Source organism: Flavobacterium sp. T50_26, assembly GCF_057652995.1.
In genome coordinates this window covers 89,435-106,776 of record NZ_JBYFCC010000006.1, presented here as the reverse complement: position 1 = coordinate 106,776, position 17,342 = coordinate 89,435, and the positions used below count along the sequence as shown (strand labels likewise).

General features: G+C 33.0%; 12 protein-coding genes. All 12 read left to right on the top strand.

All coding sequences use genetic code 11. The features are described 5' to 3' along the window. The first annotated feature begins 10 nt into the window (after positions 1-10). The 12 genes from AC23MC_RS05155 to hisA all read left to right on the top strand — a co-directional run bounded on the left by AC23MC_RS05155 (position 11) and on the right by hisA (position 17,338). Complete coding sequence (locus AC23MC_RS05155; protein ID WP_487567316.1) at positions 11-1,390, top strand: sensor histidine kinase; 1,380 nt, start codon at positions 11-13, stop codon at positions 1,388-1,390. Positions 1,391-1,463: 73 nt separating this feature from the next. Continuing rightward, positions 1,464-5,801, top strand: coding sequence for a CusA/CzcA family heavy metal efflux RND transporter (locus AC23MC_RS05150; protein ID WP_487567317.1), 4,338 nt, complete (start codon positions 1,464-1,466; stop codon positions 5,799-5,801). Between the two features lie 7 nt (positions 5,802-5,808). Continuing rightward, complete coding sequence (locus tag AC23MC_RS05145; protein WP_487567318.1) at positions 5,809-6,918, top strand: efflux RND transporter periplasmic adaptor subunit; 1,110 nt, start codon at positions 5,809-5,811, stop codon at positions 6,916-6,918. A gap of 6 nt (positions 6,919-6,924) precedes the next feature. Then, entirely contained in the window at positions 6,925-8,043 is a 1,119-nt protein-coding gene (locus tag AC23MC_RS05140; RefSeq protein ID WP_487567319.1) for a VIT1/CCC1 transporter family protein, read from the top strand. 82 nt (positions 8,044-8,125) lie between these two features. Next, on the top strand, positions 8,126-8,626 hold the full coding sequence (locus AC23MC_RS05135; RefSeq protein ID WP_487567320.1) for a hypothetical protein: 501 nt from the start codon (positions 8,126-8,128) through the stop codon (positions 8,624-8,626). 225 nt (positions 8,627-8,851) lie between these two features. Then, positions 8,852-11,074 carry a S41 family peptidase gene (locus AC23MC_RS05130; protein ID WP_487567321.1) on the top strand — a complete coding sequence of 741 codons (2,223 nt, stop codon included), beginning with the start codon at positions 8,852-8,854 and terminating at the stop codon, positions 11,072-11,074. A gap of 268 nt (positions 11,075-11,342) precedes the next feature. Further along, positions 11,343-12,200: an ATP phosphoribosyltransferase gene (hisG, locus tag AC23MC_RS05125; protein ID WP_487567322.1), complete on the top strand. Its 858-nt coding sequence runs from the start codon at positions 11,343-11,345 to the stop codon at positions 12,198-12,200. 197 nt (positions 12,201-12,397) lie between these two features. Beyond that, the gene (hisD, locus tag AC23MC_RS05120; protein WP_487567323.1) at positions 12,398-13,687 is read left to right on the top strand and encodes a histidinol dehydrogenase; all 1,290 of its coding nucleotides are present in this window, start codon (positions 12,398-12,400) and stop codon (positions 13,685-13,687) included. Then, a complete protein-coding gene (gene hisC / locus AC23MC_RS05115) occupies positions 13,680-14,741 on the top strand; it encodes a histidinol-phosphate transaminase (RefSeq protein ID WP_487567324.1) in 1,062 nt (353 codons plus the stop codon). Before hisD ends, hisC begins: the two co-directional genes overlap by 8 nt. 1 nt (position 14,742) lies before the next feature. Continuing rightward, positions 14,743-15,879: a bifunctional histidinol-phosphatase/imidazoleglycerol-phosphate dehydratase HisB gene (hisB, locus tag AC23MC_RS05110; RefSeq protein ID WP_487567325.1), complete on the top strand. Its 1,137-nt coding sequence runs from the start codon at positions 14,743-14,745 to the stop codon at positions 15,877-15,879. Between the two features lie 107 nt (positions 15,880-15,986). After that, positions 15,987-16,610 (top strand): imidazole glycerol phosphate synthase subunit HisH, encoded by a 624-nt coding sequence (gene hisH / locus AC23MC_RS05105; protein ID WP_487567326.1) that lies wholly within the window; start codon positions 15,987-15,989, stop codon positions 16,608-16,610. Then, a complete protein-coding gene (hisA, locus tag AC23MC_RS05100; RefSeq protein WP_487567327.1) occupies positions 16,607-17,338 on the top strand; it encodes a 1-(5-phosphoribosyl)-5-[(5-phosphoribosylamino)methylideneamino]imidazole-4-carboxamide isomerase in 732 nt (243 codons plus the stop codon). Before hisH ends, hisA begins: the two co-directional genes overlap by 4 nt. The last annotated feature ends 4 nt before the right edge of the window (positions 17,339-17,342 follow it).

The window sequence follows — 17,342 nt, the reverse complement described above, 5'->3', positions numbered from 1 at the left end:
GTTACAATTTATGCTTAAATTCTCTTTTCGAAATAGAATTGCTTTTTACTATATTATTAGCACTGCTTTGCTAATAACAATAGTTTTTTTAGTAATTTATCAAATGGTGAGTTTGAGTGTTTTTAATCACATTAATGATGATATTCAAAATGAAGTTGAAAAACATTTGGAAGAAATTGAAATCGATCACAACAATTCCTATCTCATTCAAGTAGATGAATGGCGTGAAAGAGAACACAATACGGTGGACGTAAACCCTGTATTTGTTCAATTTTTTGACAGTAATAACGAACTAATTGATAAATCACCCAATTTAAAAAAACTCAATTTAAAGCTTTATCCAGAAAATAGAAAAAACGAATTTATTGATACGTATTTAAACAAAAAACCTATTCGTCAGATTCAGGTTCCGCTTTATGATAATCATAAAGTAATTGGTCATCTCGTTGTAGCCATGTCGTTGGATGATGCCATTATGGTTTTGTCTAATTTGCGAAACATTCTATTTATTTCATTTCCAATTATTTTGATAAGTTTATTTCTTATCGCCAGATTTATTGTGGGAAGAAGCATCAAACCAATCAAAACAATTACTGAAACATCAAAACAAATTAGTCGCGAAAACCTAAGTTCGCGAATAGATTTACCCCAAAACAAAGACGAATTGTTCGTTCTTTCTAAAACGATTAACGATTTACTCGACCGAATTGAAAATGCCGTAGAACGCGAAAAACAATTTACTTCCGATGCTTCGCATGAATTACGAACACCTTTAGCAGTAATTAAAGGAACTTTAGAGGTTTTAATCCGTAAACCTCGCAATCAGTCAGAATATGAAGAAAAAATAAATTATAGTATCAAAGAAGTTGACCGATTAAATCAATTGGTAGATGAATTACTTTTACTTGCTCGTTTTGAAAATCAGAAAGAAGCGAGCAAAAACGAACAGGTTTTTCTTAATGCGTTGATTTTAGATAATTTAGCACGCTATTCTCAAAAAATTAATAGCAAAAATATCACTATTCAACATGACTTTAACGATGATTTTTTTATAATATCCGATGGTTATTTGGTTTCGATTATTATCAGCAATTTACTTTCAAATGCGATTAAATATTCTAATCAAAATGGAATTGTCTCCGTTTATTTATTTAAAGAAAACAATCAAATTATTTGCAAAATTCATAACCATGGTATTGGAATTCCAACCGAAGAACTAGATAAAATTGAAAATCGTTTTTATCGTTCTCAATCTGCACTAGAAACCAATACAAAAGGTACAGGTTTGGGATTGTCTATTGTAAAAAGACTTACGGATTTGTTGAATATCGACTTCAAAATTCAGAGCAGATTAAATGATGGAACGATTGTAGAATTAAGGTTTAATTAATTTATTCCTAAGTCAATCTTAAGGCGGATTTATTACTTTCAGATTAATTTTACTGAAATTAAAAGATGCCAAAATGCTCGAAAAAATTATAGCCTTTAGTTTAAAAAATAAACTCATAATCCTTTTATTCACGCTTGGTGTTTTAGGATTTGGTTTATTCTCTGTTTTCCAAATTTCAATCGGAGCAGTGCCTGATGTTACTAATAATCAGGTACAAGTAATTACAACATCTCGCAATCTTTCTACTCAAGATATCGAGCAATATATTACGTATCCTGTAGAAATTGAAATGGCAAATTTGCCCGGTGTAACCGAAATACGTTCTATTTCAAAATTCGGATTATCTGTGGTAACGATTGTTTTTGAAGACGAAATAGGAACCTATTTACCTAGACAATTAATCGCTGAAAAAATCAAAACTGCTACCGAAAAAATTCCTGAAGGTTTTGGAACACCGGAAATGGGACCAATTACAACTGGTTTAGGCGAAATCTATCAATATACGTTAGAAGTAAAACCCGAATTCAAAAATCAATATTCAGTTACCGATTTACGTACGATTCAAGATTGGGTAGTAAAAAGACAATTATCTGGAATCAAAGGTGTAGTTGAAATCAATACTTGGGGTGGCTTTTTAAAACAATACGAAATCGCTATCAATCCTGCTAGTTTAAAAGCAATGAACATTTCTACTACTGATGTTTTTACAGCTTTAGAAAAAAATAATAGCATTGCCGGTGGTTCATATATTGAAAAAACCAATCAAAGTTATTTTATTCGTGGCGAAGGAAAAGTAAATTCTGCTCAAGATATTGAAAATATTGTTGTTAAAAATGATTCTGGTTTGCCAATATACATTAAAGACATCGCCAAAGTACAATTTGGTCATGCCAATCGTTTTGGTGCGATTACCGGAAACGGAGAAGGCGAGAAGGTTTTGGGTCAAGTGATGATGCTAAAAGGTGGCAATTCAAAACAAGTAATTGAAGATGTGAAACATAGAGTTGCAGAAATTGAAAAAACATTACCAGAAGGCGTTTTTATCAACGGATTTTTAGAGCGAAGTGAGTTAGTGGGTAAAACTACATTCACCGTTGCTGAAAACCTAATTTTAGGTTGTTTAATCGTAATCTTTGTTGTGGTTTTATTGCTCGGAAATTGGCGTTCAGGATTGGTTGTGGCTTCTGTAATTCCGCTATGCTTATTATTTGCTATTTCGTTCATGAATATTTTCGGAATTGATGCCAATTTAATGAGTTTAGGGGCTATCGATTTCGGAATTATAATCGACGGAGCCGTCATTATCGTTGAATTTATTGCTTTTCAAATTGCTCATAAATCCAGACATTTAGTCGGTTTAACGAAAGAAGATCGTCAGTTAGAAATTGACCAAATTACCTATAAAAGTGCTTCTAAAATGATGAATTCGGCTATTTTTGGGCAGTTAATCATTCTTATCGTATTTATTCCAATTCTTTCTTTATCAGGTGTTGAAGGAAAAATGTTCAAACCTATGGCAATGACATTTAGTTTTGCTCTAGTGGGTGCGATGTTATTCTGTTTTACTTACGTTCCTGTTGCGGCTTCATTGTTTTTAAAACCGCAAGAAGAAAACCCAAAATCAATTTCCAATCGTTTAATTAACAAATTGAATTCTTGGTATTTACCTGTAATTACTTGGGCTTTAGGCAATACTAGAAAAGTACTTTACGGAGCTGTTGGGTTATTGTTTTTAGCCGTTGGTTTGTTTGCAACCATGGGTGGTGAATTCATTCCAACATTAGATGAAGGTGATTTCGTGATTCAACCCGTTTTAAAAACAGGAACATCACTTTCTAAAACCATTGAAACGACTACCAAAATTGAAAAAATAATTCTTAAAAATTTCCCAGAAGTTTCACAAGTAGTCAGTAGAATTGGTGCTGCCGAAGTGCCAACCGATCCAATGAGTATGGAAGAAAGTGATATTATCGTAAAATTAAAACCAAAATCTGAATGGGTTTCTGCTGATTCTAAAGATGAATTAGCTGATAAAATCAAAGCGGCTTTAGAAGAGAAAATTCCAAACATGGAAATCGAATTTACACAACCTATTGAAATGCGTTTCAACGAATTAATTTCAGGTTCTCGTTCCGATGTGGCCATTAAAATTTTTGGTGAAGATTTAGATATTTTAGCCAAAAAAGCACACGAAATCGAAAAAGCAATTAAAAATGTGGAAGGTGCATCGGATATTATCATCGAAAAAACGGAAGGCTTGCCTCAAATGTTCGTGCAATACGACCGAAGCAAAATTGCTCGTTATGGCTTAAATATTGCCGATTTAAACGAAATGATTGCTTTAGGATTCGCTGGGAAAACCGTTGGGAATGTATTTGAAGGTGAAAAACGTTTTGATATGGTCATTCGGTTAGATAAAACGAACAGAACCGATATTGAAGACTTACGAAATTTATATGTTTCTACTCCAAATGGCGAGCAAATTCCGTTGAGAGAATTAGCCTCTATCGAATATACAGAAGGTCCGGCTAAAATTTCAAGAGACAATACCAATCGAAGAATTATTGTGGGAATCAACGTGAGAAACCGCGATTTACAAAGTGTTGTTGATGATGTTCAGCAAATTATAGATACTAAAATTGATTTACCAACAGGCTATCGCGTAACCTATGGCGGACAATTTGAAAACTTACAAAGTGCAAAAGCTCGATTGTTAATTGCTGTACCAATTGCCTTATTTTTAATTTTTATCTTATTGCATTTTGCCTTTGGTTCCATCAAAGAAGCTTTAATGGTATATTCAGCAATTCCTTTATCAGCAGTTGGTGGTGTGTTGTTTTTATGGATGCGAGATTTGCCATTTAGTATTTCGGCAGGTGTTGGATTTATTGCATTATTCGGAATTGCAGTGCTAAATGGAATCGTACTAATTGAACATTTTAAAGAATTAAAACACAGTGGCATGAAAGATATGAACGAACTCATTTTAAAAGGAACCACCGATAGACTTCGACCAGTTTTATTAACTGCCGCTGCCGCTGCTTTAGGGTTTTTACCAATGGCAATTTCATCATCGGCTGGAGCAGAGGTACAACGTCCGTTAGCTACTGTAGTTATTGGTGGATTATTCACAGCAACACTATTAACAATGATTGTTTTGCCTATTTTATTCAAAGTTTTTGATGAGAAAGAATTCAAAAAACCGAAATTCAAAAAACATGTAAGCGGAACTTATATTTTGATATTTTTATTGGGTACAAGTTTTGGTTTTGCTCAAGAAAATAATACGGAATTAGATTCAATAATGTCTAAAGCTTTGCAAAACAATAAATTAGTAAAAGCAGGACAATTGCAAATCGACAAAGCAAATGCAACTATTAAAACGGCTTACTCTTTTGATAAAATGAATGTCTATTATAGTTATGACCAAAATAATTTGGCCCTAAATAACGAACCCTTAAAAGTATTTGGAGTGCAGCAATCATTTGCTTTTCCAACGGTTTATGGTGCTCAAAAAAAGGTCTATAAAGCCGAATTAGAAAGTCAAAAGGCTTCTTTTGAATTACAAAAAAACAAACTCAAATTTGAAGTTTCAAAAATATATCATCAAATTGTATATCTGCAACATCAAGAAAAATTGTACAGCTATTTAGATAGTTTGTATCAAAATTTCTCTAAAGCAAGCGACCGAAGATTTGAATTAGGCGAAACCAATTACTTGGAAAAAATAACTGCTGAAGCTAAATTTAGACAAATTAGAACCAAACTTTCGCAATTAGATAAAGAGAAAAAAGCACAATTAGAAGTATTACAAGCTTTAGTACAATCGGAGGAAAAAATCAGTATAAAAACAAATGAAATTAAACCTATGAATAATACATTAAATACTTCAAGTAAAGAATTGTATAGTACTTATTTAGAGAGTATTACAAAAAAATACAAATCTAATGAAAAACTCCAAAAACAGAATTGGTTACCCGATTTAAACGTGGAATATTTTCAAGGAAGAAATAGCGGAATTTCGCAATCTTTATATGGATTTCAAGTAGGTGTTGCTGTTCCAATTCTATTTAATGGGAATGTTGCTAAATCTAAAGTTGCCAAATTAGAAACACAAGCATGGGAACAACAAAAACAACATGAACTAATTAAGATTGATGCACACATCAATCAGAAAAACAGCGAATTAGAGCAATATAACCAAGCAATTGATTATTATAATCAATATGGGAAAAAAGTTTCTCAAGAGATTATTAAAGTAGCCAACATGAGTTACAAGCATGGTGAAATTGATTTTTTTCAATTCATACAAAGTTTAGAAAATGCAACCACAATTCAGGTAGATTATTTAGATGCCGTAAACCAATACAACAAAACGCAATTAGACTTACAATATATTAATATACAATAATTTACAAATGAAAAAACTATTCTACATAGCAACGATAACAACACTTTTATTTTCATGCAAACAAGAAGTTGCAGAAGAAAAAGTAGTTGATGACGGATTGATTACAGTAACAGAAGCTCAATTTCAATCGTCAAAAATGGAAATTGGTTCACCTATAGAACAAGATTTTGAAGTTATAGTCAAATCATCCGGAAAAATTGATGTTCCACCACAATATCGAGCTAAAGTAACTACTTTTTTAGGCGGTTATGTAAAAGCTACAAAATTATTAGTTGGCGATAAAGTTGCTAAAGGACAAGCTTTGATTACATTAGAAAACACAGATTATCTTGATTTACAAAAGGATTATGTAGAAGTTGCCGAACAAATTAACTATTTAAAATCAGAATTTGAGCGTCAGAAAACGTTGTATAATGAAAAAATTACTTCTCAAAAAAACTATCTAAAAGCAGAAAGTGATTACCGACAAGCAAAAGGAATGTATCAAGGCTTACGCGAAAAATTAGTGTTGTTAAACATCAATCCAGCTAACGTTGAGCGTGGAAAATTTACTTCACAAATTACTATTTTCGCACCAATTTCTGGTGATGTAACAGTTATGAACGCAAATGTTGGCATGTTTATGTCGCCTTCCGATGTAATTTTAGAAATTGTAGATACCAATTATTTACACCTGAATTTAAGCATTTTTGAAAAAGACATTTTACATGTAAAACAAGGTCAAAAAATCACTTTTAAAGTACCAGAAGCAAGCAAAGAACAATTCATTTCTAACGTACAATTAGTTGGGAAATCGATAGAAAGTAAAGACAGAACCATTTCGGTTTTTGGTACACTATCACCAGAAATAAAAGGAAAATTGTTATCTGGAATGTTTGTAGAAGCTAACATAATTACAGATGCTAAAAAAGGATTTGGAGTTCCATCTGATGCTATCATTACAGAAAATGACAAACATTATGTATTGGTTTTAAAAAGTAAAACAACTGAATATAAATTCAAAAAAGTTGCTGTTACAATAGGAGAGAAATCAGAAAAATTCACTGAAATTATGCCTGATGATAATGTTAATGCTAAAATAAAATTACTCACAAATGGAGTATTTGATTTAAACTAATTAATCATGGATACAAGTAAACTTAAATCTCAATTGCAAACTGAAGTTGATACCGCTTTTTTATATTCAAGTATTGCGGCTCTTCAATCAGATATTAATTTAATTCGAGTATTAAATGGTTTATCCGAAATTGAAAACGGTCACGCTATTCACATACATAAAAAAATTTCAGAAATGGAAGTGAATTATCAAATGCCTTTACCTTCAACAAGAGCAAAATTGCAATTGAAATTAGGCAAAATATTTGGCTACAGTTCAATCATTAGTAATTTATCAAGTATTGAAAAACAGTTTGCGGTAAACTCAATCAAAAACAAAAAAATAGAAGGGAAAGAAATAACCGGTTTTGAGCACAATCATCTTAAAATCATTGAAGCTGTGAATAATAATTCCGCATTTAATGTTTCCGGTGGTTTTTTGTCAAAGTTCGAAAGTCGCCATAAATCTGTTGGCGGAAATGCACTTCGAGCAGCAGTTTTGGGTGCAAACGATGGTTTGGTGTCAAATATGAGTTTAGTGATGGGAGTTGCAGGAGCGGCAGTTTCCAACAACACAATTTTATTAACCGGAATTGCAGGACTTTTGGCAGGTGCTATTTCTATGGCATTAGGCGAATGGCTTTCCGTTCAAAGTTCGCGAGAATTACATTTGCGTCAAATTGAATTAGAAACAGAAGAATTGGAAGCATCGCCCGAACAAGAGAAAAAAGAATTAATACTTTTATACCAAGCGAAAGGAATGTCTGTTTTTGAAGCAAAAAAATTAGCCGAAAAAGCATTTGAAACGAAAGAATCTGCTATTGAAACATTAATTGTAGAAGAACTCGGAATCAATAAAGAAGAATTAGGTGGATCTGCTTGGGAAGCCGCAATCACTTCTTTTGTATTATTCGCAATTGGAGCCATAATTCCGCTTTTTCCTTTTTTTATTTTAGAAGGTTACAACGCTATCTATCTAAGTGTTGGATCAAGTATTATTGGCCTTTTTGGAATTGGAGCTGCTATAACTTTATTTACAGGAAAAAATGTTATTTATTCAGGTATGCGACAAGTTATTTTTGGATTAGCAGCAGCAGCTATTACCTTTGGAATTGGAACTTTAATCGGTGTTTCATTAGCAGGTTAAATTCTTTAAGCACTATTTCAGTAGTTATACCTAAAACTTGAAACTTTAAAACTTAAAATATTAACTTTAAATAATAGAAATTATGAACGACGCACATTTACACATGGTTTTTAACCATTTTCCCATCATCGGATTATTTTTTGGAATCGGAATTTTAGCTTACGGAATTTTTAAAAAGCAAACCATTTTGGTTAATACAGCTTATGTGATTTTCATTTTTTGTATGATTATGTCAAAAGCTACAATGATGACGGGAGAAGGAGCAGAAGAAATTGTAGAAGAATTAGGAATATCGCACGACATCATTCACGAGCACGAAGAAGTTGCAGAAACTTTTATGAAAGTGCTTTATGGTTTAGGTATTCTTTCAATTTTAGGCTTAGTAGCCAATTTTAAAAAGCATTCAAGAGCTGCAATTGTTTCTTATGTTGTATTAATTTCAGCTATAGGTTCGGCAGTTTTGTCAAAATCTGTTGGCACATCGGGTGGCGAAATTCGTCATACTGAAATTAGAGAAAATGTAACTGTTCAAATGAATAATTCATCTTCCGATGAAAGAGAATTTAAAAAAGATGATGATTAAACATCTTTTTTTACATATACCTTACAAACCGTTTGAATTTCAGACGGTTTTTTGTTTTAAAAAAATATATTTATAAAGAACAGAATGACATAAACTTTTGTTAATCACTTTTTACTTTGTAAGATAATTTACTTCATTTACGATGTGAAAATAATAATCATTCATTATTGATTTTTAAATTATTGAATGAAATTATTATTTTAAAAAGACTTAACACAGCTATTTATGAAAAAAAGTTACCTGCTTTCGATTTTGTTTCTATCATTTACAATGATGATTTTCGCTCAGAAACAACCGACCAAATCAGTATTTAATTTTGATTTTGAAACCATAGAAAATGGAAATCCAAAAGGTTGGGAAATCTTTGGAAATGAAACATATCAAAAAGCGTTAGATTCTACAATTGTTAAAAATGGAAAGTATTCGGTTTCTTTAGCTTACACTGATGGGAATTCTGGTTTCAAAGCATGGGCATTTACATTACCGGATAATTACAAAGGAAAATCAATCACGCTAAGCGGATTCATTAAAACAGAAAATGTTTCCGAAGGTCATGCCGGATTATGGATGAGAATTGACCCAAGTTTAGGCTTTGATAATATGAACGATAGAGGAATTGTCGGCACAACAGATTGGACTAAATACGAAATTACCTTACCAATGAGTCCGGATAAAACTGATAAAATAGTAGTAGGTGGATTATTGGTTGGAAAAGGCAAAATGTGGTTAGATGATTTTAAAGTTACGATTGACGGAAAAGAAATTCAAAATGCAAAAACATTTATTAAACCCGTTTTTCCGGCTCAATTAGATAAAGAATTTGATGAAGGTTCAAAAATAACATCGTTTGATTATACTTCTACTCAAATTACAAATCTCAAAATGCTCGGATTGATTTGGGGATTTCTAAAATACCACCATCCAAAAGTAGCGTCTGGCGATTTGAATTGGGATTATGAATTGTTCCGAATTATGCCAAAAATACTTTCTGCAAAATCAACAAACGAACGCGATGCAATTTTTACTGCATGGATAGCAAGTTTAGGTGATTTTAAAACAACAAGTCTTAAAGAACCAAAGGATAAAATTAAATTTAAACCTGATTTAGATTGGATTACTACTTCCAATTTTTCAAATGAATTAACTACAGCACTAAACAAAGTAAAAACAGCAAAACGAACTGACAATCATTATTATTTAGCTTTTTACCCGTATGTAAATAATCCTGATTTCAAAAATGAAAACGCCTATGCAAAAACGGTTTATCCGGATACAGGTTTTCGTTTATTGACTTTGTTTCGGTATTGGAACATGATTCAGTATTATTTTCCATACAAAAATTTAATTGAAGAAGATTGGAAAATGGTTTTAGAAGAATTTATTCCCAAGTTTATTCAAGCAAAAGACGAAACAGAATATACATTAACTACGTTAGAGATTATTGCCAGAATTCATGATACGCACGCCAATATTTGGGGCGGAAATGAGGTTTTAAATAAATTTCATGGATCAAAATTTGCAGCAGCAGAAATCAAATTTATTGAAGAAAAAGCTGTGGTTACTCGTTTTTATGATGATAAATTAGGCGAAGAATCAGGATTAAAAGTTGGAGATATTATTGCTTCGGTGAATCAAAAACAAATGGAAGAGTTTGTAAAAGAACAATTACACAGAACTCCTGCATCCAATTATCCAACACAATTGAGAGACATTGCTAATTCAGTCTTGCGAACAAATGACGATGAATTAACGATCGAATACATTCGAGATGGGAAAAAATTTCAACGAAAAATAGCAACGTATACAACAGATGAAATTAATATTTATAAATTTTATCAAGACCAAGAACCCTCCTTCAAATTTGTTGAAAAAGATATTGCTTACCTAAATATTGGTACAGTCAAAAAAGATAGTTTACCGGATTTGTGGGAGCAATTTAAAAACTCCAAAGGTTTAATTCTTGATATAAGAAACTATCCATCTGATTTTTATTCAATCTACACTTTAGGAAGTTATCTGGTGCACAAAAAGAGTCCTTTTGTCAAGTTCACAAAAGGTAGTTTGGTACAACCTGGAATATTTACATTTTATAAAACCTATAATGTAACTAACAAAAGAGATAATAATTACAAAGGAAAAGTGGTTATTTTAGTGAATGAAATAACTCAAAGTGCAGCTGAATTCCATGCAATGGCTTATCAACAATCGCCAAACGCAATCGTGATGGGGTCAACAACTGCTGGAGCAGATGGAAATGTTTCTACTATTTCTCTTCCGGGTGGAATTTCAACCATGATTAGCGGAATCGGAGTTTACTATCCCGACGGTAGAGAAACCCAACGCATCGGAATTGTTCCCGATATCGAAGTGAAACCGACTATCGAAGGTATCAAAAACGGTCGCGATGAAGTGCTTGAAAAAGCAATTGAGTATATAAATAAAGATTAATTTAGATTAGATTTGACAAACAATAAAAGTTCAACAAATCACAAAGTTTCTAAATTTTTTGTTTTCTAAAAATTTAAGTCGTTACATTTGCAACATCAAAATAGATCAAAATGTTTTCAATTCAATTACATCATCATCATCACACCTCCGCTCAAGCGAAGTAATGATGCTATGTAATTAATTCATATATCTAAAACCCGTTTGAGTACATCAAACGGGTTTTTTGTTGCTCTCCGCTTTGGTGTACTCATTTAAAAAAAAACAAAAAATGAACACCTTAAAAATTGCGATTCAAAAATCAGGTCGACTCAACGAAGAAAGTCTTCAAATTCTCAAAGACTGCGGCATTTCCATCAACAACGGCAACGATCAACTTAAAGCCGAAGCCTCCAATTTTCCTTTAGAAATTTTGTTTCTTCGTAATTCAGATATTCCGCAATATCTTATCGACGGAGTGGTAGATGCGGCAATTGTAGGCGACAATCTTTTGGTTGAAAAAGGACAAAACATCACAGTTGCTGAAAAATTGGGTTTTTCAAAATGCCGAGTTTCAGTGGCGGTACCAAAGAATTTTCAATACAATTCCATTCAAGATTTGAATAATTTGCGAGTGGCAACATCCTATCCTACAACGGTTTTAAACTTTTTTAAGTCGAAAAACATTTCGATTGATATTCATCAAATTTCCGGTTCGGTTGAAATTGCTCCCAATATTGGTCTATCCGATGCAATTGTCGATATCGTTTCCAGCGGAAGTACTTTATTCAAAAATAACCTGAAAGAAGTAGAAGTCATTCTGAAAAGCGAAGCTGTTCTAGCCGTTTCACCAAACATTTCAACTGAAAATCAAGAAATTTTAAACAAACTTCAATTCCGAATCCAATCCGTACTAAAAGCCAGAAAGTCAAAATACATTTTGATGAATGTGCCGAATGATAAAATTCAAGAAGTCAGCCAAATTCTTCCGGTTTTAAAAAGCCCAACCATTATGCCGTTAGCAGAATCGGGGTGGAGCAGCCTTCATTCCGTCATCGAAGAAGACACCTTTTGGGAAGTCATCGACCAACTCAAATCCGCCGGAGCCGAAGGAATTTTGGTTTGCCCAATTGAGAAGATGGTTTTGTAGAAGGGGTTTCGAGTTTCAAGTTTCAAGTTGAGATTTGTTCAAAAAGAAAATGTTCACCAAACGAATCCTTTTCAATCCATCATAGCAAAGCTAACAAAATCCGTGAAAATCATTTAAATTCTTTCAATCCGTGTTCCATTAAAGCGAAGCTTAAAGAGCCATAAACAAAGTTCAATTAATCATAAAGTTCAAAAAAAATGAAAAAATATAAAAATCCACCCCAATCCCAGTGGTCGTCCTTAACCCAACGACCAACCCAATCATTCGCTGAAATAGAAGAAACAGTAAAAGCCATTTTCAAAGAAATCCAAACCAAAGGCGATACAGCAGTTGCAAAATATACTTCGTTGTTTGACGGAATTAAATTAGATAATTTTTTAGTTTCTGAAAATGAAATCAAAGAAGCAGAAAATCAAGTTTCAAACGAACTAAAAGAAGCCATCGCGTTGGCAAAATCAAATATTTACAAATTTCATTCAGCTCAAAAAGCAAATAAAATTGAAGTTGAAACCACCAAAGGGGTTGTATGTTGGCAAGAAAAACGACCCATTCAAAAAGTAGGTTTATACATTCCAAGCGGAACAGCTCCGTTATTTTCAACAGTTTTGATGTTGGCTATTCCCGCTCAAATTGCAGGTTGTGAAGAAATTATTTTGTGCTCACCACCGGATAAAAACGGAAAAATAAATCCCGCTATTTTGTATGCGGCTAATTTATGTGGTGTGACAAAAAATTACAAAGTGGGCGGAATCCAAGCTATTGCCGCATTGACTTTTGGCACAGAAACGATTCCGAAAGTGTATAAAATTTTCGGTCCCGGAAATCAGTTTGTCACGGTGGCGAAACAAGTTGCAACGCAATTCGGAACCGCCATCGATATGCCGGCAGGTCCGAGTGAATTGTTGATTTATGCCGATGATTCAGCCAATCCGGCTTTTGTTGCCTCTGATTTATTGAGTCAAGCCGAGCACGGAACCGATAGTCAAGTAATTTTGGTTTCCAATTCGCAAAAAATAATTGATGAAGTCGAAAAAGAAATTGAAGAACAAATTCAAGCTTTACCTCGAAAAGAAATCGCTCAAAAAGCCATCGAAAATTCGAAATTAATTTTTATTAAAAAGGAAAGTGATGGATTGGATTTTATCAACGAATATGCTCCCGAACATTTTATTATTTGTTCCAAGAACGAAGACTTTTTTGTTAACGGAATTCAAAATGCAGGCTCTGTTTTCATTGGAAATTTCACGCCCGAAAGTGCTGGTGATTATGCTTCTGGAACCAATCACACCTTGCCAACAAATGGATTTTCAAAGAATTATTCCGGTGTAAATCTCGATAGTTTTTCAAAAGCCATTACGTTTCAAAAAATTTCTGAACAAGGTTTAAAAAACATCGGAAATGCAATTGATATTATGGCGGAAGCCGAAGGTTTACAAGGGCACAAAAATGCAGTTACATTACGACTTAATGCTTTAAAAAATGAATAAAAACATAGAAATTAGCAGCTCCTTTTCGATTCAGAATTTAGTTCGTAAAACGATTTTGAATATGAAATCCTATTCGTCTGCACGAGATGAATACAAAGAATTTGAAACCAATTTAATTTTTTTGGATGCGAATGAAAATCCGTTTTCCAATGGATACAATCGCTATCCTGATCCGCAACAAAAGTTATTGAAAGCAGTTTTAGCGAAACAAAAAAAGGTTTCTTTAAACCAAATTTTATTAGGAAATGGAAGCGATGAAGTACTCGATTTACTTTTTCGTGCGTTTTGCGAACCAAATCAAGATAACGTCATAACTTTACCACCAACCTACGGAATGTATGGTGTTTTAGCCGATTTGAATGCCATTGAAAACAAAGAGATTTTGTTAACCAAAGATTTTGAACCAAATGTGGATGAAATTTTGAATGCCATTTCAGAAAACACAAAAATCATCTTTTTATGTTCACCCAATAATCCAACCGGTAATTCATTTTCAGATGAAAGTATTTTGTATTTATTGAAAAATTTCAGTGGTTTGGTAGTTTTGGATGAAGCTTACATCGATTTTTCGTCCAAAGAAAGTTGGTTGTCGGAGTTGACTGATTTTCCTAATTTAGTAATTATTCAAACATTATCAAAAGCATACGGTTTGGCCGGACTTAGAATTGGAATTATTTATGCTTCGGAAGAAATTATTTCTATTCTGAACAAAATCAAACCACCTTACAATTTGAATACAGCTTCACAGGAAATTGCTCTCAAAAAATTAAATCAAAATACATTAAATGCTCAATTAAAAAAGATTATTTCGGAGCGGGAAATCGTCATCAATTCATTGAAAACCATTAAATTTATTGAACGTATTTTTCCTTCCGATGCCAATTTTATTTTAGTAAAAGTAGATGATGCAAACTTGAGATATAATCAATTAATTCAAGCCGGAATTGTGATTCGAAACCGAAGTAATCAGCAATTATGCGAAAACTGTCTTCGAATTACAGTAGGAACAAAAGAAGAAAACAATCAATTAATAACAACTTTAAAATCACTTTAAAATGGCACAAAAAATTCTATTTATTGATCGTGACGGAACCATCATCAACGAAACGCCTGATGAACAAATTGATGCGTTTGATAAAGTGACTTTCTATCCAAAATCATTAACATATTTAAGCAAAATCGCCTTGGAATTAGATTTTGAATTAGTGATGATCACCAATCAAGATGGTTTGGGAACAGCAAATTTTCCTGATGAAACTTTTTGGCCTGTGCATAATTTCATTTTAAAAACATTTGAAAATGAAGGTGTTGTGTTTGATGAAGTTTTGATTGATAAAACGTTTCCACGCGAAAATGCTTCTACCCGAAAACCAGGAATTGGCTTGTTGCAAAAGTATTTTTCGGCTGACTATGATTTAGAAAATTCGTTCGTAATTGGTGATCGTTTAACCGATGTTGAACTCGCTAAAAACTTAGGATCAAAAGCGATTTTCATTAATGATAATACCAATTTGGGTACGAATGAAATTTCCGTTAAACAGGAAGAATTAAATTCAATTATTGCGTTAGAAACAAATGATTGGAAGCAAATTTATGAGTTCTTGAAATTGGAAAACAGAACCGCTTCAATTTATCGCAAAACGAATGAAACCGAAATCGCCATCACTTTAAATTTAGATGGAATCGGAAAAAGCAACATTCAAACCGGATTAGCATTTTTTGATCACATGCTCGATCAACTTTCCAGACACGGTCAAATGGATTTGGATATTCAGGTAAAAGGAGATTTGCAAGTGGATGAACACCATACCATTGAAGACACGGCCATTGCATTAGGCGAAGTTTTTGCAAAAGCGTTAGGAAACAAATTAGGCATCGAACGGTATGGATTTTGCCTCCCAATGGATGATTGTTTGGCTCAAGTCGCTATCGATTTTGGAGGTCGTTCGTGGTTGATGTGGCAAGCTCCTTTTAAACGTGAAAAAATTGGTGATATGCCAACGGAAATGTTTTTTCATTTTTTCAAATCGTTTGCCGATGGTGCCAAAGCTAACTTAAACATCAAAGCGGAAGGTTTTAACGAGCACCATAAAATTGAAGCGATTTTTAAAGCTTTCGCTAAAGCAATCAAAGCTGCGGTTAAAAGAGATTCTGAGAAAATGATTTTGCCTAGTACAAAAGGAATGTTGTAAAAATTTGTTTCAAGTTTAAAGTTTCAAGTTGTTTTTGTGGAATAACTTGAACCTGAAACCTGAAACTTGAAACCTGAAACTTGAAACTTGAAACCTGAAACAAAAAAATGAAAATAGCAATAATAGATTACGGAGCAGGAAATATAAAAAGCATTCAATTTGCCTTGAATCGATTAGGTTTTGAAGGCATTTTGACAAATAATCCAGATGAAATTCGTTCTGCCGAGAAAGTCATTTTTCCAGGTGTTGGCGAAGCCAGTTCAGCGATGAAAAAACTAAAAAACAGTGGTTTGGATGAATTAATCCCCACGTTAACCCAACCGGTTTTAGGAATTTGTTTGGGAATGCAATTGATGTGCAATCACACCGAAGAAGGCTATACCAAAGGTTTAGGAATTTTTGATACAAATGTTATTCAGTTTTCTAACCAAGTTAAAGTGCCACATATGGGTTGGAATGACATAAAAACTGCCGATGAAAAGCAGTTTTTCTGCCGAGCTTCAACAGGTTTTGTGTATTTCGTGCACAGTTTTTATGCTGAAATCTGCCAAGAAACCATCGCAACAACATATTATTTAACTGATTTTTCAGCGGCTTTGCAAAAAGATAATTTTTATGGCGTTCAATTTCACCCTGAAAAAAGTGGACTTGTCGGTGAAAAACTATTACAAAATTTCCTCAATCTAAAACCCGTAACTCGTAACTCGCAACCCGAAAACCTAATAAAATGAAAATTATCCCTGCCATCGACATTATAAACGGAAAATGTGTCCGATTAACAAAAGGCGATTATGCCACACAAAAAATATACAACGAAAATCCGCTAGAAGTTGCGAAACAATTTGAAGCACACGGTATAACCAATTTGCATTTAGTCGATTTAGATGGAGCAAAATCAGGTCAAATTGTGAATTACAAAATTTTGGAAGAAATAAGTACAAATACCACTTTACAGATTGATTTTGGAGGAGGATTAAAAACCAATAAAGATGTGGAAATCGCTTTTGAATGTGGTGCCAATCAAATTACAGGAGGAAGTATAGCAGTAAAAAATCCTATTTTATTTGAAGAATGGATTTACCGTTTTGGAAATGAAAAAATCATTCTCGGTGCCGATGTTTCCAATGGAAAAATTGCTGTTTTGGGTTGGCAAGAGGAAAGTAGTGAAGAATTAATTCCGTTCATTGTAAACTATCAAACCAAAGGAATTCAGTCCGTTATCTGTACGGATATTGCAAAAGACGGTATGTTGCAAGGACCAAGTTTTGAATTGTATAAAACGATTTTAAATGAAATTAAAAACATAAAATTAATCGCTTCCGGCGGAATATCAACGTTTGACGAATTACCAAAATTAGCCGAATTAGGTTGTCACGGTGTTATCATCGGAAAAGCCATTTATGAAAACCGAATAACATTAAAACAGCTAGAAAACTTTATAACTAAACAAAAAGCTTAGCGTC